We start from the raw sequence: 18,190 nt of genomic DNA on the forward strand, positions 1-18,190 counted from the left end.
AACGTTCCCTCTGATCGGCGCGACCACATTCTGGTGGTGCCTGATTAGCGGAACAAAAAGTGGGAATAAGATAAATTTTCTTCAGTGGGAAGTAAAATTACATCGGCTTTTAGTCATCAAAATTTCTGAAAATGGACTGGATATCTTCGCTCATAAAACCCTTTGACTGCAGATAGCGTAGTACTTTCGCTTTCTCTTTCCACTCTGTGGGCAGCGGGTGTCCGAATTTTCGTTCAGCCAGCTGAGCCGCACACGCCGCCCAGTCTACCTCTGTCTCTTCCATTGCAAGATCAATGGCTTCACGGTCAATGCCTTTCTGGGCCAGTTCAAGGCGTACGCGCTGCGATCCAAAGCCCTTACGGCTCCGGCTCTGAATAAATCGTTCGGTGAAACGCTCGTCGTTTAACCAGCCGCTTTCCTGACACCAGTTAAGAACCTGTTCCAGCAACGCTTCGGTAACAATTTCGGGCTCTTTTTTCTGCGCCCACGCAGCACGCTGCGCTGATTGTTGCAGTTTACGCGCTAACTCTGCACGGCTGTGATCGCGCTGACCCAGAATACGCATCGCACGGTCAAGCAGACGAGAGTAAGAGACGACATTAGGTTGGGGCTGAGAGGGTTCAGTCATACTGCGCACCTTGTACAAACAGAGGGAGATTATGGCGACAGAACAGGACAGAGGGAAGGCAAGAAAGGCAATAGAGGGGGATAAAACTACGGGAGAGGCTTTCGCCCCTCCCGCATCAGAGATTAGAAGTCTTCGTTCGCTTCAGCCGCGTCTTCTTTCTCAGCAGCCTTGTCGGCTGCTGCGAGTTTTTCATCCGCGCCGTTGAGCAACATCTCACGTAACTTCAGATCAATCTCGTTTGCCACAGCAGCATTCTCTTTCAGGAAGTTGCCGGCATTCGATTTACCCTGACCAATCTTGTCGCCATTGTAGCTGTACCATGCACCCGCTTTTTCAATCAGCTTGTGCTTCACGCCCAGGTCGACCAGCTCACCAAAGGTATTGATACCTTCGCCGTACATGATCTGGAATTCAGCCTGTTTGAATGGCGCGGCGATTTTGTTTTTCACCACTTTAACGCGGGTCTCACTGCCGACCACGTTATCGCCCTCTTTGATTGCACCGATACGGCGGATATCAAGACGGACAGAGGCGTAGAACTTCAGCGCGTTACCACCAGTGGTGGTTTCCGGGTTACCAAACATCACACCAATTTTCATACGGATCTGGTTGATGAAAATCAGCAGGGTATTGGACTGCTTCAGGTTACCGGCCAGTTTACGCATCGCCTGGCTCATCATACGTGCCGCGAGGCCCATGTGTGAGTCACCGATTTCACCTTCGATTTCCGCTTTAGGCGTCAGCGCCGCGACGGAGTCGACGATGATCACGTCAACGGCACCAGAGCGCGCCAGCGCATCACAGATTTCCAGCGCCTGCTCACCAGTGTCTGGCTGAGAGCAGAGCAGGTTATCAATGTCTACGCCGAGTTTCTTGGCGTAAACCGGATCAAGCGCATGTTCTGCATCGATAAAGGCACAGGTTTTACCTTTACGCTGTGCAGATGCGATAACCTGCAAAGTCAGCGTGGTTTTACCTGAAGACTCAGGTCCATAGATCTCAACGATACGGCCCATTGGCAGACCGCCTGCGCCTAATGCGATATCCAGCGACAGCGAGCCGGTAGAGATAGTTTCCACATCCATTGAGCGGTCTTCACCCAAGCGCATGATGGAGCCTTTACCAAATTGCTTCTCAATCTGGCCAAGCGCGGCAGCTAAAGCCTTCTGTTTGTTTTCATCAATCGCCATTTCAACTCCTAATCAAGCCGGGTAAACACGCACTCAGGGTGCCTGTACTCTTTCTGTTGCCGACAATTATACTGTATAGTCATACAGTATCAAGTTTAATTTGTCAGAAATTCGCCATACAGTTTCTGCAGGGCCCATGCCACCGACTGGCGGCGTACGGCATCACGATCGCCGCTAAAATGCTGCTGAAAAGTCAATACGTTACCCTGCGGCCCGGCAAAGCCAAACCACACCGTGCCCACCGGTTTTTCTTCACTGCCGCCATCCGGACCGGCAATACCGCTGACGGAGATCGCGTAGTCAGCATGGGCCGCCCTGCGGGCACCCAGCGCCATCTCCCGCACCACCACATCACTTACCGCACCATACTGCAACAGCGAAGCAGCCTGAACACTGACCATCTGCTGTTTGGCCTGGTTACTGTAGGTCACAAAACCCCGCTCGAACCAGGCGGAGCTGCCGCTGATATCGGTAAAGACTTTGGCAATCCATCCCCCCGTGCAGGATTCCGCACAGGTTACGGTGGCATTGCGCTGCTTCAGCTTCTCACCTATCTGCGCACTAAGCGCCTGCAATTGCTGATCATCCATTGCGACTCTCCCTTTGGCTGTGGGTTGAAGGTGGTGCAGAAAAACCGCTTTTTCAAGGTCACTCACCATTATTACGCTGTTTTTGCGGCCAGCTTTCCACTGCGCTTACCGGTTTTTCACCGCAACCATAAAAAGACGCGGGAAGGCGAGCAACACCTGACCATCGGCCTGAGCCGGATAAGCCGCGAGCAAACGCTGATGATAATCGGTCAGAAACGCCGTCTGTTCGGTCTCATCCAGCGTTGCCAGGAAAGGCCGTAAACCGGTCGCCTGCAGCCAGCTGATAATCGCCTGCGCATCGGCCATCACGTGATAATAGGTGGTACGCCAGATATCCACCTCACAGCCGGCCTGCGTCAGCAGATCGTAATACTCGCCCGTGGAAAGCAGCTGTGTACGTTCAGCGGCATCGGCATTGATGCGTGAACGCCAGCGATCCGTTGCCGCCACCTCGCGCATCAGCCGGTGCGACGGCTCATTGAGGTTATCAGGCATCTGGATCGCCAGCACGCCACCGGGCGCCAGCTGGCTGACCAGATGGGGAAACAGCGTTGCGTGATTATCCAGCCATTGCAGAGACGCGTTGGCGTAGACCACCTGCTGCGGCACATCGGCCTGCCAGTTGCGGATGTCCGCCTGGATAAAACGACAGTGCGGCAGGCGTTCAGCGGCCTGAGTTAACATCGTGGCGGAACTGTCCAGCCCGGTAATCTGCGCCAGTGGCCAGGCATCAGCGAGCAGCTCGGTGCTGTTACCGGGCCCGCATCCCAGATCGGTCACCTGCTCAACCTGTTCCAGGCTGAGGCGCGCCAGAAGTTCGCGGGCTGGACGGGTTCGTTCTGCTTCAAACTTACGGTACAGCACAGGATCCCACTCTTTCATCATGACCTCTCGCTCAGTTATCAGATGCATCCGCTTACTGAGACGGATGAAAGAGGAAAAAGTGCGACCCGTTGCTCATTTTTGAATCATGCGCTGGCAGAGACCGGCCGGAGTCATTAAGTTAAAACACTGTTTCATTTTTTTAACATCCGATTCAGGAGTCATTTATGAGTGAAAAATCGCCCTTTGCCGGTGTCTGGTGCCCTTCAGTCACCCCGTTCAATGCGCAGGGTGCGGTCGATATTGATGCGCTCGGGCGACATTTCTCCCGCCTCAATGACTCCGGTATCGATACCTTACTGGTGATGGGCAGCATTGGCGAGTTCGCCTCACTGACGCAGCAGGAACGCTTACAACTGATTCAGGAAACCAGACCCTTGTCATCGCTGAAGATGGTCGCGAACGTCTCGGCAACCTGCATTCCTGACATGCTGGAGCTGGCTGAAGCCGCCTGGAAAAATGACTTTGACGCGGTGATGGTGCTGCCGCCCTACTATTATGGCCAGACGCAAAACCAGCTGATGCACTACTTCGAAGCACTGGACGCGCAGCTCGGTGGTAAATGGTTTGCCTACAACTTTCCGGCACGCACCGGCTGCGACCTGACGCCCGCGCTGATTGCTGCCCTGGCGGCAAAGCTGCCCAACTTCGCCGGCATTAAAGATACGGTGGATTGCCTGTCGCATAACCGGATGATGATTGAAGAGGCCCGCAAGGTGCGTAGCGATTTCGCCGTACTGTCGGGGTATGACGAGTACCTGCTCCCGAACCTGCTGGCGGGCGGTGCCGGCGTAATTTCAGGACTGAATAATATTGTGCCGGAGTACTTTGCGCAGATGATGACGGCATGGCGAAGTGGCAATCTGCCGGAGCTGACGCGCCTGCAGCAGCAGATCGGCCGTCTGATGGCGATTTACAGTATCGGAGATGATTTCGTAACGACAATTAAAACGGCCGTGGCACGGCGCTATGACTCGATGAGCAGCGGCTCACGAAACTACGGTGGCACGCTGAATGCGGAGCAGTGTGCCGCAATTGATAAGCTGTTCAGCTAAGCAGGAAAGCGGGCGCATCTCTGCGCCCCCGATCTCAGTTCTTTTTCACAAACTCAGATTTTAATTTCATCGGGCCAAAACCGTCGATTTTACAATCGATGTTGTGGTCCCCTTCAACCAGACGAATGCTTTTCACTTTAGTGCCGATCTTCAGCGATGAAGAACTGCCCTTCACCTTGAGATCTTTGATCACCGTGACGCTGTCGCCATCTGCCAGCAGATTGCCGTTGGCATCACGCACTTCCAGTGATGCGTTGCTGCTGTCACCTTCTCCCTCGGTCCAGATGTGACCGCAGGAGGGGCAGTTAAGGTTATCGCCATCTTGCCAGGTGTAATCGGCGTGACAAGCCGGGCAGGCAGGTAAAGACATAATGACTCCAGAAATATCAGTGGCTGTGTGGCCTGAAAAAGGGCGTCATCATATAACCTTACAGTTAACAAGGATAGCCTTTATAACAGGCCGCCCTGGCGCGCCTTGCTCACCGCCTCACCCAGCTGCCACACCGCCATCGCATAATGGGTACTGTGGTTGTAGCGGGTAATGACATAGAAATTGGGTAAGCCGTACCAGTACTGGTAGCTGGTGCCCAAATCCAGGCGTAGCAGACTGACCTGATCGTTACCGTCCAGCGAGCCCTGTGGTGACAATCCTGACGCCGCCAGCATGCTCACGCTGTAACGGGTTTTGAAGCCATCTTCCAGCATCGGTGCCTGACCGCTGGCCGGTACCGCCACGTTTTCGCCGCTACGCCAGCCATGCTTCTGAAAATAGTGCGCCACGCTGCCGATAGCATCCTCCGGATCCCACAGGTTTGCATGACCGTCGCCGTTGAAATCAACCGCATAATCATTGTAAGAGGAGGGCATAAACTGACCATAGCCCATCGCCCCGGCAAAGGAGCCTTTCAGCGCCAGCGGGTCATCCTGCTCTTTGCGCGACATCAACAGAAAGGTTTCCAGCTCGCTGCTGAAGTACTCTGCGCGGCGCGGATAGTTAAAGGATAAGGTCGCAAGCGCATCCAGAATCCGCGTTTTCCCCATCACACGACCCCAGCGGGTTTCCACGCCAATGATGCCCACGATAATTTCCGGTGGCACGCCATAAACCTGCTGTGCGCGTTGCAGGGCATCCTGATACTGATTCCAGAACGCCACCCCATTTTGCACGTTATCGGGCGTAATGAACTTGTTGCGATAGCGGATCCAGGCGCCATTAGGCCCTGGCGCTGGCGTATAGCTTGGTGCCTGACGGTCCATCAGTCGCAGCACATAATCCAGTCGTTTGGCCTGACCGATGATGTTGTGCAGTTGCTGACGGTCAAAGTCATGCTTCTCTACCATCTTATCGATAAATTGCTCTGCTGCCGGGTTACCGGCAAAGTCGCCAAACATCGCCTGTCCGCTGTGCGACGGCTGCAGTAAAAAACCGCCCTGTGGCGCAGCCAGCATCTTCTGCTGGGACGGGACTTCAGGTTTGCTGCTGCAGGAGGCCAGAAGCGGGATGAACGCAAGGAAGGCTAACTTGAGGCGCATCGGTTATCCATAAACGAGGGGTAATTTCAGATGCGGTAATAGTAGACGTTCAGCGCAATGACATACAGGGCAAAATCTTAAAAAAACGTCAAGGCAGCCGTGGGCTAAAATGGCTGCGGGACTCTCTCTGCCCCGCAGCCATCATGCGCTTAGCGGCGGTTTCTCACCAGCTGATAGCGACGGGTCAGATACTCAACCGGCGCGCTCCAGATATGCACCAGCCGGCAGAACGGGAACAGCAGGAACAGCGTCATTCCCAGCACCATGTGCACGCGGTAGATAAACGCCACGCCGTCGAGATGCTGCGAAGCGCCACCGTGGAAGGTCACCACCGCCTGCGCCCAGCCCACCAGCTTCATCATTTCACTGCCGTCCATATGCTGGGCGGAGAAGGGAATGGTCAGCAGGCCCAGCGTCGCCTGAGCCACCAGCAGGGTCATGATCAGAATATCACCGACGCTACTGGTCGCCCGCACCCGTGGATTGGTCAGACGGCGCTTCAGCAGCAGTCCACCGCCCACCAGTGTCATCGCCCCGAACAGGCCACCGGCAATCATCGCCAGTTTCTGCTTTACGTCGATCGGCAGGAAGGATTCATACATCCAGTGCGGCGTCAGCATCCCGACGATATGACCGAAGAAAATACCGATGATGCCGATGTGAAACAGGTTGGAGGCGAGACGCATCCCTTTTTTGTCCAGCATCTGACTGGAACCGGCACGCCAGCTGTATTGCCCGTAGTCATAGCGCAGCCAGCTTCCCACCAGGAAGACCGTTCCGGCGAGGTAGGGGTAAATATCGAAGAAGAAAGTGTTAATAAAATTCATGCTGATTCTCCTGTGGTACGCGCCGTCGCCGCGGCGATGTCCAGATACTGCGGCGCGACCGCATCGGCGAAGCGACGCTGATGCATCGCCTGCTGCGCCGAGGCGCAGCCCTGTTCGCCGAGAAATTTAATCTGCTCCTCTTCCCAGACAGCATCCAGTGCTGCCGGCGTATCGTCGCGCGCTTCCTGCGCCACCTGTGGCTTGAGGGCCGCAGGATCAACTGCGCTACCGGACAGCGTCAGTAACACTGTGAAGAGATCGGCGTAGGGGCTCTGACGCTCTTCAAGCCGCGCCGCCAGCAAGGCCAGGATAGGCACGATGTCGTCCAGTCCCTGACGCGCGGCCTCATCGCTTTTACAGGCGAGATACTCCAGGTAGAGCGGCAGGAAATCGGGCAGCTCTTTGCTGTCCAGCTCCAGACCATCGGCACGATACTGTTCCAGCAGATCAACCATCGCCTGACCGCGATCGCGTGACTCACCGTGCACGTGTTCAAACAGCAGCAGCGAGGTGGCGCGGCCACGATCAAACAGTTCGCAGTAGTCAGCCTGTACGTCGAGCAGTGGCCGGGCACAGAGCTGATTGATAAACCGCACCAGCCGTGCGCTCTGCTGCAGGTTGAGTTCAGAGGCGTCATCCAGCGCCGCGATCAGGTCGGAAGAGTGGGTAAACAGCGCCTCGTCCGGGTAGTCCAGCAGCCGCGAAAGAATCCGTAACGTCATCATGAGGCATCCTCCGGACGGATGGTTTTCTTACTGATGTCGATGGCATCAATACGGCGGCTGTTGAACAGGTTGAATTTGCTGTCGCTGCCGTGACAGCCATCGCCAAAGCTAAAGCCGCAGCCTTTGCTTTCCGGGAAGGCTTCACGCGCCAGTTCGCGATGGCTGGAGGGCACCACAAAGCGATCTTCATAGTTCGCGATCGCCAGATAGCGGTACATCTCCTGCGCCTGCGCTTCGGTCAGGCCGACCTGCTCCAGCGCCCGGATATCATGCTCACCGTCCACGCTTTCTGCGCGTTTGTAATGACGCATAGCCAGCATCCGCTTCAGTGCCAGCAGCACCGGTGCGGTGTCGCCTGCGGTCAGCAGGTTCGCCAGATACTCAACCGGAATGCGCAGGCTTTCCACATCCGGCAGCACGCCGGTGTGCGCCAGCGCCCCGCCATCCACCGCCGACTGAATCGGTGACAGTGGTGGCACATACCAGACCATCGGCAGCGTGCGGTATTCAGGGTGAAGTGGCAGCGCCAGCTTCCACTCCATCGCCATTTTATAGACCGGTGAACGCTGTGCTGCGTCGATTACACTCTGCGCAACGCCATCTTTCAGCGCCTGCGCAATCACCGCCGGATCGTTGGGATCAAGGAAGATATCCAGCTGGCTCTGATAGAGATCTTTCTCGTTTTCCGCTGCGGCCGCCTGTTCAATGCGGTCAGCGTCATAGAGCAACACGCCGAGATAGCGGATACGGCCGACACAGGTTTCTGAACAGACGGTGGGCTGGCCCGCTTCAATGCGCGGATAACAGAAAATGCATTTTTCTGATTTGCCGCTTTTCCAGTTGAAGTAGATCTTCTTGTACGGACAGCCGGTGAGGCACATCCGCCAGCCGCGACATTTATCCTGGTCGATCAGTACGATGCCATCTTCGCCGCGTTTGTAGATCGCGCCGCTTGGGCAGGTCGCCACACACGCCGGGTTGAGGCAGTGCTCACACAGGCGCGGCAGGTACATCATGAAGGTGTGCTCAAACTGACCGTAAATCTCCTTCTGGATGTTATCGAAGTTCTTATCCTGCGAACGTTTGGCAAACTCGCCGCCGAGGATCTCTTCCCAGTTCGGGCCGTTTTCGATCTTTTTCATCCGCTGACCGGTGATCAGCGAGCGCGGACGCGCAATCGGCTGATGCTTACCGGCGGGCGCATTGTGCAGATGCTGATAATCAAAATCGAACGGTTCGTAGTAATCATCCAGCGCCGGCACATCCGGGTTGGCGAAGATCTTCGACAGCAGACCGATGCGACTCCCCATGCGCGGCTCCAGCTTACCGTTGATCTTACGGATCCAGCCGCCCTTCCACTTCTGCTGATCTTCCCAGGCGTGCGGATAGCCGACACCAGGCTTGCTTTCGACGTTGTTAAACCAGGCGTACTCCATGCCCTCGCGGCTGGTCCAGACGTTTTTACAGGTCACCGAGCAGGTGTGGCAGCCGATACATTTGTCGAGGTTCAGCACCATGCCGACCTGTGAACGAATTTTCATGGTTTTACCTCCTGCTGGCTGCCCTGGCAGGCATCGTTGCCTTCCCCATCTAACCAGTTAACGTTGTTCATTTTTCTCACTACCACGAACTCATCGCGGTTCGAGCCGACGGTGCCGTAGTAGTTAAAGCCCCAGGAGAGCTGCGCATAACCGCCGATCATATGGGTCGGTTTCGGGCAGGTCCGCGTCACCGAGTTATGGATCCCGCCGCGCTGGCTGGTGATCTCCGAGCCAGGGATATTCACGATACGTTCCTGCGCGTGGTACATCATGGTCATACCCGCCGGGATGCGCTGACTCACTACTGCACGTGCGGTCAGCGCACCGTTGGCATTGAACGCCTCGATCCAGTCGTTATCCACGATACCCAGCTCACGAGCGTCATCTTCACTCATCCAGACAATCGGTCCGCCGCGCGACAGTGTCAGCATCAGCAGGTTATCGCTGTAGGTGGAGTGAATGCCCCACTTCTGGTGTGGCGTCAGGAAGTTCAACGCCTTCTCCGGGTTACCGTTGGGTTTGCTGTTCAGCAACGGCTTCGCCGCGCGGGTATCGATTGGCGGACGATAGACCATCAGGCTCTCGCCAAAGGCGCGCATCCACTCATGATCCTGATAGAGCTGCTGACGGCCGCTCAGGGTTCGCCACGGGATCAGCTCATGAACGTTGGTGTAGCAGGCGTTGTAAGAGACATGTTCATCTTCCAGCCCTGACCAGGTCGGGCTGGAGATAATTTTGCGCGGCTGCGCCTGGATATCGCGGAAGCGAATCTTCTCATCTTCTTTATTGAGCGCCAGGTGGGTGTGGTCACGACCGGTAATCACGCCAAGTGCCTGCCAGGCTTTCACCGCCACCTGACCATTGGTTTCCGGTGCCAGCGCCAGGATCACTTCTGCCGCATCGATCGCCGTGTCGATATTCGGCCGCCCCGCTGCCGGGCCATCCGCTTTGACGTAGTTCAGCTGCTTGAGGAAATCGACCTCTTTGCTGGTGTTCCAGCTGATACCTTTGCCGCCGTTACCCAGGGTCTCCAGCAACGGTCCCAGCGAGGTAAAGCGCTCCCAGGTCGCCGGATAGTCGCGCTCCACCACCATAATGTGTGGCGCGGTTTTACCCGGAATCAGATCGCATTCGCCTTTTTTCCAGTCTTTCGCCTCAAAAGGCTGCGCCAGTTCCGCGGGTGAGTCATGCAACACCGGCAGAGTAACGACGTCCGTTTCAACGCCTAAATGACCCGGGCAGAGATCGGAGAAGGCTTTGGCGATACCTTTGTAGATCTCCCAGTCACTTTTTGAGTCCCAGGCAGGATCGACGGCCGCCGAAAGCGGATGAATAAACGGATGCATATCCGAGGTATTCATATCGTCTTTTTCATACCAGGTCGCCGTTGGCAGCACGACATCGGAGTAGAGACAGGTGCTCGACATGCGGAAGTCGAGTGTGACCACCAGATCCAGTTTGCCTTCGGCGCCCTGATCCAGCCACTCCACCTCTTCCGGCTTAACGCGGCCCTGCTGGCCTAAATCTTTGCCCTGAATGCCGTTTTCCGTGCCCAGCAGATACTTCAGCATGTACTCATGCCCTTTACCGGATGAGCCGAGCAGGTTGGAGCGCCAGACAAACAGGTTACGTGGGAAGTTCTGCGGATCGTCCGGCTGTTCAGCGGCAAACCGCATGGTGCCCTGCTTCAGGCTTTCCACGGTGTAATCCAGCGGCGACTGACCGGCGGCTTTCGCCTGCGCCGCGATGTGCAGCGGGTTGACGTTAAGCTGCGGCGCTGAAGGCAGCCAGCCCATACGTTCGGAACGGACGTTAAGGTCAATCAGGCTGCCGCTGTAGCGACTTTTATCCGCCAGCGGGGAGAGCAATTCGCTGGTGGCCAGGGTTTCATAGCGCCACTGACTGGAGTGGTTGTAGAAGAAGGAGGTGCTGTTCATCTGGCGTGGCGGACGCTGCCAGTCCAGGCCAAAGGCCAGCGGGGTCCAGCCGGTCTGCGGACGGAGTTTCTCCTGGCCGACATAGTGCGCCCAGCCACCGCCGCTCTGACCAACGCAGCCGCAGAAAATCAGCATGTTCATCAGGCCACGATAGTTCATGTCCATGTGATACCAGTGGTTCATACCGGCACCGACGATGATCATCGAACGACCGCGGGTTTTCTCGGCGTTTTCGGCAAATTCACGGGCAATGCGAATGATGTTCTGACGGGAGACACCCGTAATCTGCTCCGCCCAGGCCGGGCTGTACGCTTTGATGTCGTCGTAGGTTTGCGCGCAGTTGGCATCATCCAGACCGCGATCCAGACCATAATTCGCCAGCGTCAGATCGTAGACGCTGGTGACCAGCGCTTCACTGCCATCCGCCAGTTGCAGGCGTTTCACCGGCAGCTTATGCAGCAGGATTTCGTCCAGCGCAACGCTGTTGAAATGCTCGCTGGTAATGCCACCGAAGTAAGGGAAACCGACCTCGACCACCTCATCGTGGCTGCCGAGCAGGCTGAGCTGCAGTTCAACTTCCTGATGTGACGCCCCATCACGCTGCTCGAGGTTCCATTTGCCTTTTTCGCCCCAGCGGAAGCCGATAGATCCCTGCGGCGCGGTCAGTTCCCCGGTCGCCTCGTTGATCGCGACGGTTTTCCACTCCGGGTTATTCTCCTGACCGAGCCCATCCACCAGATCGCTGGCGCGCAGCTGACGGCCGGCGGCGTAAAAACCGCCCTCACGGGGTTCCAGCAGTACCAGCATCGGCATATCGGTGTAACGGCGCACATAGTCGCGGAAATAGCCAACTTCGCGATCAAGATGAAACTCTTTCAGCATCACGTGGCCCATCGCCAGCGCCATCGCGCTGTCGGTGCCCTGCTTCGGACTCAGCCACTGGTCACACAGCTTCGCGACCTCAGCATAGTCCGGCGTGATCGCCACGGTTTTCGTCCCTTTATAGCGGACTTCCGTAAAGAAGTGCGCATCCGGGGTACGGGTCTGCGGCACGTTAGAGCCCCAGGCAATAATGTAGGAGGAGTTGTACCAGTCAGCCGATTCCGGCACGTCGGTCTGCTCGCCCCAGGTCATCGGTGAGGCCGGCGGCAGATCGCAGTACCAGTCGTAGAAGCTCAGACAGGTTCCGCCAATCAGTGACAGGTAACGTGCGCCCGCAGCGTAAGAGACCATCGACATCGCCGGAATCGGTGAGAATCCCATAATGCGGTCAGGGCCGTAGGTCTTCGCGGTGCAGATGTTCGCGGCGGCGATCATCTCGTTGACTTCCTGCCAGCTGGAGCGGACAAAGCCGCCGCGTCCACGCGCCTGTTTGTAGCTTCTGGCCTTTTCAGGATTACTGATGATGGATGCCCAGGCGTCCACCGGGTCGCTGTGCTGCGCTTTCGCGTCGCGCCAGAGCTGAATCAGCTTCTTGCGCATTAACGGATATTTCAGGCGGTTAGCGCTGTAGAGATACCACGAGTAGCTGGCACCGCGTGGGCAGCCACGCGGCTCATGGTTTGGCAGATCGGGACGGGTACGCGGATAGTCAGTCTGCTGGGTCTCCCAGGTGACCAGTCCATTTTTGACGTAGATTTTCCAGCTGCATGAGCCGGTACAGTTAACGCCGTGCGTGGAGCGCACGATTTTATCGTGCTGCCAGCGACTGCGATAGCCATCTTCCCAGTCGCGGTTGCTGTTTAACGTCTGGCCATGCTGGCCAGAAAAGGGTTCGGCCAGCTGTTTGAAATAGCGAAACCGATCAAGAAACTTGCTCATCCGGAATACTCCTGAAGGCTTAATGTGACATTGCTGACTCTGCATCTGTCCCGACACAGAAAGTGAAATTGTGCCGGTGCGCCACACCGGCTTTGTCGTTATCAGGCGCGTGATTTTCGGCCGTAAACCAGCCAGGTCACCGCGATGCAGCAGAGATAAAAGACCAGGAAGATTTTCATCGCGCCGGCGGGTGAACCGGTCATGGCGAGCGACAGGCCAAAAGTCTGCGGAATAAAGAAACCGCCCAGCGCGCCAATGGCGGAGATAAAGCCGAGCGCAGCAGAGGTTTCTGTTGCCGCTTCGCGCTGTGCCAGCGCATCGTCGCCGCCCTCAGCTTTGATACGTTCCAGCGTCAGCTTACGGAAGATCACCGCAATCATCTGGTAGGTGGAGCCGCTGCCCAGCCCGGACGTCAGGAACAGGCCCATAAACACGGCGAAGAAGGCCACGAACGAGCCATCATGTCCGGCACCCGGCAGGGTAAGGAACAGCAGCGCAGCAAACAGCGCCATCAGCACGTAGTTGATCAGCGTGACGCGGGTACCGCCGAAGCGGTCAGAAATGATGCCGCCTGCTGAACGGGCCAGCGCGCCAATAAAGGGGCCGAAAAAGGCGTAATGCATGATCACGACATCAGGAAATTGCGTCTTCGTCAGCATGGCAAAACCGGCAGAGAAACCGATAAATGAGCCAAAGGTGGCCAGATAGAGCAGCGCCATAACCCACAGGTGGGGACGTTTCAGCACCGGTAACTGCTCACGCAGCGAGGATTTCGCCGCCGCCAGGTCGTTCATGCCGAACCAGGCCGCCAGCGTGCCTATCGCCAGGAACGGCACCCAGATCCAGGCGGCATTTTCCAGCCAGATGCTGTCGCCGGTGACGGTGGTCTGACCCACATCGGCAAAACCAAAAATGGCACAGGAGATCGCCAGCGGGGCGACAAACTGCATTACGCTGACGCCAAGGTTACCGAGGCCGCCGTTGATACCCAGCGCGCCGCCCTGACGGGCTTTGGGAAAGAAGAAGCTGATATTGCCCATGCTCGACGCGAAGTTAGCGCCACCAAAACCGCACAGCAGGGAAATCACCATAAAAGTGGTGAATGAGGTCTGGCTGTCCTGTACGGCAAAGCCGAGCCAAAGGCAGGGAATGATCAGGATGCCGGTGCTGAAGGCGGTCCAGCGACGTCCTCCAAAGATGGGAATAACAAAAGAGTAAGGCACACGCAGCAACGCGCCAGAAACCGACGGCAGTGCGGTCAGTAAAAAGAGCTGCTCAGTGCTGAAGGTAAAGCCAACTTTATTCAGGTTAACCGCAACGGTGCTGAACAGCATCCAGACGCAGAAGCCCAGCAGCAGACAGAAGACAGAAATCCACAGGTTACGGCTGGCGATACGTTTACCACGCGCCTGCCAGAACGCGTCGTTTTCCGGTTGCCAGTCCTGAATTAACGCGCCGCGCGTCGGGGTTTGCAAAGAGGTGGATTGGGTCATAAATCTCTCATCAGCAGAATAATAATTGTGCGTATCCTGCGCATCCGGCGTGGTGTCGGGCTTGATACAAATCAACGGCAATGCAGGTTACAGAGGCACGCCGCCCTCTCTTCACCCCGGTTAAGTAGTTGACTGAATTCAGATAAACCTTATAAATCATAGGGTTTAAACACGGCCGCCCATGCCTTCTGTAAAAGGGTGTCCGACTGGAAATAAAGGAGTAGTCCATTGGGGGTATATAGCGACCCCGCTTCACCGGTAAGATAGGCTCTCCGCCCGCTCAGGGCTGGCGTATGTGACAGGAACAGGAGTCATTGTGACGGCAGAGAAATTTACGCTTTTATTGATCGACGACCATCCCATGCTGCGCAATGGCCTGAAGCAGCTGATTGCGCTGGATGAAAGACTGCAGGTGGTTGCCGAAGCGGGTAATGGCATTGATGGCCTGGCGCTGGCACAGCAGCATGATCCCGACCTGATCCTGCTTGATCTTAATATGCCAGGTCTGAACGGACTGGATACCCTGACCCAGCTGCGTGAGATAGCCCTTTCCGGCCGGGTGGTGGTGTTCAGCGTTTCAGATAATGAAGAGGATGTGGTCAGCGCGCTGAAGCGCGGCGCTGATGGTTATCTGCTGAAAGATATGGAACCAGAAGCCTTACTGAAAGCGCTGCATCAGGCTGCTGCCGGTCAGATCGTGCTGAGCGAGGCGTTAACCCCGATTCTGGTCGCCCGGTTGCGTGAAGCGCAGCCTGCTCAGACGCGCGATATCAATCAGCTGACCCGGCGCGAACGCGATATTCTGCAACTGATCAGCGACGGGATGACCAATAAAGCGATTGCCCGCAAGCTGGTCATCAGTGAAAGCACGGTCAAGGTTCACGTTAAATATCTGCTGAAGAAGATGAACCTTAAATCCCGACTTGAAGCCGCCGTCTGGGCGCTGCAGAACGGGCTGCACTGACTTTTCCCCCTTCCCGATGCGGCGCAGTGCCGTCCTGCCGGCCATAAACTGCCGCAGAAATCGCGAGCCGCCTCGCAGCCCCGCATCAGCGTCATGAGAACAGGCACTTTTTTGTCGCCAGCCGCCGCCACATTTGCCAGGATGCCTGTCAGGTTACACCCGGTCAGGATCGCGGCTGTGCATCACGCTGGCATATGCCCTGCCCTATTCGTTATCATCTGATTATCCTGCGCGCCTGGAATCCCTTTCGGTTTCATGGGCGTTGACCGCCAGAAATTTACCGCATTAAAAATGAGCTAAAACCTTATGCAAGAGCCAACCGAAAAGGACTTTCCTTCCCACACGCCGATGATGCAGCAGTACCTGCGTCTCAAGGCGGAGCATCCTGACATTCTGCTGTTTTACCGTATGGGTGACTTCTACGAGCTGTTTTATGACGACGCAAAACGTGCCTCGCAGCTGCTGGAGATTTCACTCACCAAGCGCGGTGCGTCAGCGGGCGAACCGATCCCGATGGCGGGTGTGCCCTATCATGCGGTTGAAGGTTACCTGGCTAAACTGGTGCAGCTGGGCGAATCCGTTGCCATCTGCGAGCAGATAGGCGATCCGGCGCTGAGCAAAGGCCCGGTCGAACGCAAAGTGGTGCGCATCGTTACCCCGGGCACCATCAGTGATGAGGCGCTGTTGCAGGAGCGGCACGACAATCTGCTGGCGGCGATCGTGCAAAGCCCGCGCGGTTTTGGCTACGCCACGCTGGATATCAGCTCAGGCCGTTTTCGCCTCAGCGAACCTGCCGATGCTGAAACCATGGCGGCAGAACTGCAGCGCACCAATCCGGCGGAGCTGCTCTACCCCGAAGATTTCCAGGCGATGTCGCTGATCGATCAGCGACGCGGCCTGCGACGCCGTCCGCTGTGGGAGTTTGAGATCGACACCGCACGCCAGCAGCTGAACCTGCAGTTCGGCACCCGCGATCTCAATGGCTTCGGCGTGGAGAATGCGCACCTCGGACTGAGCGCGGCGGGCTGCCTGCTGCAGTATGTTAAAGATACCCAGCGCACCACGCTGCCCCACATCCGCTCGCTGAGCATGGAGCGGCAGCAGGACAGCATCATCATGGATGCGGCCACCCGCCGTAATCTGGAGATCACCCAGAACCTGGCAGGCGGCACTGACAACACCTTAGCGGCGGTGCTGGATAAAACGGTCACCCCGATGGGTAGCCGGATGCTGAAACGCTGGCTGCATATGCCGCTGCGCGATGTGCGCATCATTAACCAGCGTCAGGAGTCGATTGCTGAGCTGCAAAATCTCAGCGACGTGCTGCAACCGGTGCTGCGTCAGGTCGGCGATCTGGAGCGAATCCTGGCTCGCCTGGCCCTGCGCACCGCACGTCCGCGCGATCTGGCTCGCATGCGTCATGCGTTTCAGCAACTGCCGGAACTTAACCAGTTGCTGGCCGATGTTGAGGCACCGCAGTTGCAAAAGCTGCGCACGCAGATGGGCGAGTTCACTGCGTTACGTGAGCTGCTGGAACAGGCGGTGATTGAGTCCCCGCCTGTGCTGATCCGCGATGGCGGAGTGATTGCGCCCGGCTACAACGCGGAGCTGGATGAGTGGCGTGCACTGGCAGATGGCGCAACCGACTATCTTGACCGGCTGGAGATCCGCGAACGCGAGAAGCTGGGACTGGATACCCTGAAGGTCGGCTTTAACGGCGTGCATGGTTATTACATTCAGGTGAGCCGCGGACAGAGCCATCAGGTACCGATGCACTATGTCCGTCGTCAGACCCTGAAAAATGCTGAACGCTATATCATTCCGGAGCTGAAAGAGTACGAAGACAAAGTACTCACCTCCAAGGGTAAAGCGCTTTCGCTGGAAAAAAGCCTGTATGAGGCGCTGTTCGATCAGTTGCTGCCGCATCTTGAAGCGCTGCAGCTGAGTGCCGCCGCGCTGGCAGAGCTGGATGTGTTAAGCAACCTGGCAGAACGTGCCTGGTCCCTGAACTATTGCCGCCCGGTATTGCAGGATAAAGCCGGGATTAAAATCAGCGGCGGACGCCATCCGGTGGTGGAACAGGTTCTGAAAGAGCCGTTTATTGCCAACCCACTGTCACTGGCACCCCAGCGCAGAATGCTGATTATTACCGGCCCCAACATGGGCGGTAAAAGTACCTATATGCGCCAGGCAGCACTGATTGCGCTGATGGCATGGATTGGCAGTTTTGTTCCTGCCGATGAGACGCTGATTGGCCCGCTGGATCGCATCTTTACCCGTGTCGGTGCCGCTGACGATCTCGCCTCCGGGCGCTCGACCTTTATGGTTGAGATGACCGAAACCGCTAACATCCTGCACAATGCCACCGAAAATAGCCTGGTGCTGATGGATGAGATTGGACGCGGAACATCCACCTACGACGGTTTATCGCTCGCCTGGGCCTGCGCCGAAAACCTGGCGAACCGTATCAAGGCGATGACGCTGTTTGCCACCCATTACTTCGAGCTGACAACCCTGCCGGAAAAAATGGAAGGCGTGGTTAACGTTCATCTGGATGCCGTTGAGCATGGCGACACAATCGCCTTTATGCACAGCGTCCAGGAGGGTGCGGCAAGTAAGAGCTATGGTCTGGCGGTGGCGGCGCTGGCCGGCGTACCCAAAGAGGTAATTAAGCGGGCACGCAATAAGCTGAAGGAACTTGAGACCGTTTCAAACCACTCCGCGTCATCGACGGTCGATGGCTCTCAGCTGCCGCTGCTGGTTGAAGAGACCTCGCCTGCCATGGAGGCGCTTGAGGCGCTGGATCCGGATACGCTGACACCGCGTCAGGCACTCGACTGGATTTATCGCCTTAAATCGCTGGTCTGATATTACATCCCGTACATCGCACCGCGTTAATGCGCGGTGCGATGCTTGCTTGCCCGCAAATCACTTTTCTGCAGACATAAAAAAAGCGATGGTTTTCACCATCGCTTTTCGCATTCAAACTCAGATTTACTGTTAA

At 56.7% G+C, this 18,190-nt stretch carries 14 protein-coding genes; 3 read left to right on the forward strand and 11 right to left on the reverse strand.

The annotated features are described in order from the left end of the window. Positions 1-109 precede the first annotated feature (109 nt). From HFD87_RS21130 to tam, 4 genes are all read right to left on the reverse strand, one after another. A complete protein-coding gene (locus HFD87_RS21130) occupies positions 110-628 on the reverse strand; it encodes a regulatory protein RecX (RefSeq protein WP_031594179.1) in 519 nt (172 codons plus the stop codon). Positions 629-750: 122 nt separating this feature from the next. Beyond that, on the reverse strand, positions 751-1,818 hold the full coding sequence (gene recA, locus HFD87_RS21135; RefSeq protein WP_010248510.1) for a recombinase RecA: 1,068 nt from the start codon (positions 1,816-1,818) through the stop codon (positions 751-753). A gap of 95 nt (positions 1,819-1,913) precedes the next feature. Further along, a complete protein-coding gene (gene pncC, locus HFD87_RS21140; protein ID WP_033770019.1) occupies positions 1,914-2,408 on the reverse strand; it encodes a nicotinamide-nucleotide amidase in 495 nt (164 codons plus the stop codon). 105 nt (positions 2,409-2,513) lie between these two features. Then, on the reverse strand, positions 2,514-3,290 hold the full coding sequence (gene tam, locus HFD87_RS21145) for a trans-aconitate 2-methyltransferase (protein WP_033770048.1): 777 nt from the start codon (positions 3,288-3,290) through the stop codon (positions 2,514-2,516). Positions 3,291-3,457: 167 nt separating this feature from the next. On the opposite strand from tam, the gene HFD87_RS21150 reads away from it, so the two are divergent. Continuing rightward, entirely contained in the window at positions 3,458-4,345 is an 888-nt protein-coding gene (locus HFD87_RS21150) for a dihydrodipicolinate synthase family protein (protein ID WP_167423910.1), read from the forward strand. Positions 4,346-4,379: 34 nt separating this feature from the next. On the opposite strand, the gene HFD87_RS21155 is transcribed toward HFD87_RS21150, so the two are convergent. From HFD87_RS21155 to HFD87_RS21185, 7 genes are all read right to left on the reverse strand, one after another. Next, a complete protein-coding gene (locus HFD87_RS21155; RefSeq protein ID WP_033770017.1) occupies positions 4,380-4,715 on the reverse strand; it encodes a zinc ribbon domain-containing protein YjdM in 336 nt (111 codons plus the stop codon). Positions 4,716-4,795: 80 nt separating this feature from the next. After that, positions 4,796-5,878 carry a lytic murein transglycosylase B gene (mltB, locus tag HFD87_RS21160; protein WP_031594452.1) on the reverse strand — a complete coding sequence of 361 codons (1,083 nt, stop codon included), beginning with the start codon at positions 5,876-5,878 and terminating at the stop codon, positions 4,796-4,798. A 149-nt stretch (positions 5,879-6,027) separates the two neighbouring features. After that, positions 6,028-6,705 (reverse strand): respiratory nitrate reductase subunit gamma, encoded by a 678-nt coding sequence (gene narI / locus HFD87_RS21165; RefSeq protein WP_022623789.1) that lies wholly within the window; start codon positions 6,703-6,705, stop codon positions 6,028-6,030. After that, entirely contained in the window at positions 6,702-7,430 is a 729-nt protein-coding gene (narJ, locus tag HFD87_RS21170; protein ID WP_010672124.1) for a nitrate reductase molybdenum cofactor assembly chaperone, read from the reverse strand. Before narJ ends, narI begins: the two co-directional genes overlap by 4 nt. After that, positions 7,427-8,971, reverse strand: a complete 1,545-nt coding sequence (gene narH / locus HFD87_RS21175) for a nitrate reductase subunit beta (protein WP_060680820.1) — start codon at positions 8,969-8,971, stop codon at positions 7,427-7,429. Before narH ends, narJ begins: the two co-directional genes overlap by 4 nt. Continuing rightward, positions 8,968-12,729, reverse strand: a complete 3,762-nt coding sequence (locus HFD87_RS21180; protein WP_010248527.1) for a nitrate reductase subunit alpha — start codon at positions 12,727-12,729, stop codon at positions 8,968-8,970. The genes narH and HFD87_RS21180 overlap by 4 nt, the downstream gene beginning before the upstream one ends. A gap of 101 nt (positions 12,730-12,830) precedes the next feature. Further along, entirely contained in the window at positions 12,831-14,222 is a 1,392-nt protein-coding gene (locus HFD87_RS21185; protein ID WP_167423911.1) for a NarK family nitrate/nitrite MFS transporter, read from the reverse strand. A gap of 316 nt (positions 14,223-14,538) precedes the next feature. Between HFD87_RS21185 and narL the strand changes: the two genes are divergently transcribed. Both narL and mutS read left to right on the forward strand, forming a co-directional pair. Then, the gene (narL, locus tag HFD87_RS21190; RefSeq protein WP_010672127.1) at positions 14,539-15,186 is read left to right on the forward strand and encodes a two-component system response regulator NarL; all 648 of its coding nucleotides are present in this window, start codon (positions 14,539-14,541) and stop codon (positions 15,184-15,186) included. A gap of 306 nt (positions 15,187-15,492) precedes the next feature. Continuing rightward, complete coding sequence (mutS, locus tag HFD87_RS21195; RefSeq protein ID WP_033786727.1) at positions 15,493-18,054, forward strand: DNA mismatch repair protein MutS; 2,562 nt, start codon at positions 15,493-15,495, stop codon at positions 18,052-18,054. Positions 18,055-18,190: the final 136 nt, after the last annotated feature.

Origin of the sequence: Pantoea sp. EKM21T (genome assembly GCF_011800405.1) — a bacterium.
In the GTDB taxonomy this organism is placed as follows: domain Bacteria; phylum Pseudomonadota; class Gammaproteobacteria; order Enterobacterales; family Enterobacteriaceae; genus Pantoea; species Pantoea agglomerans.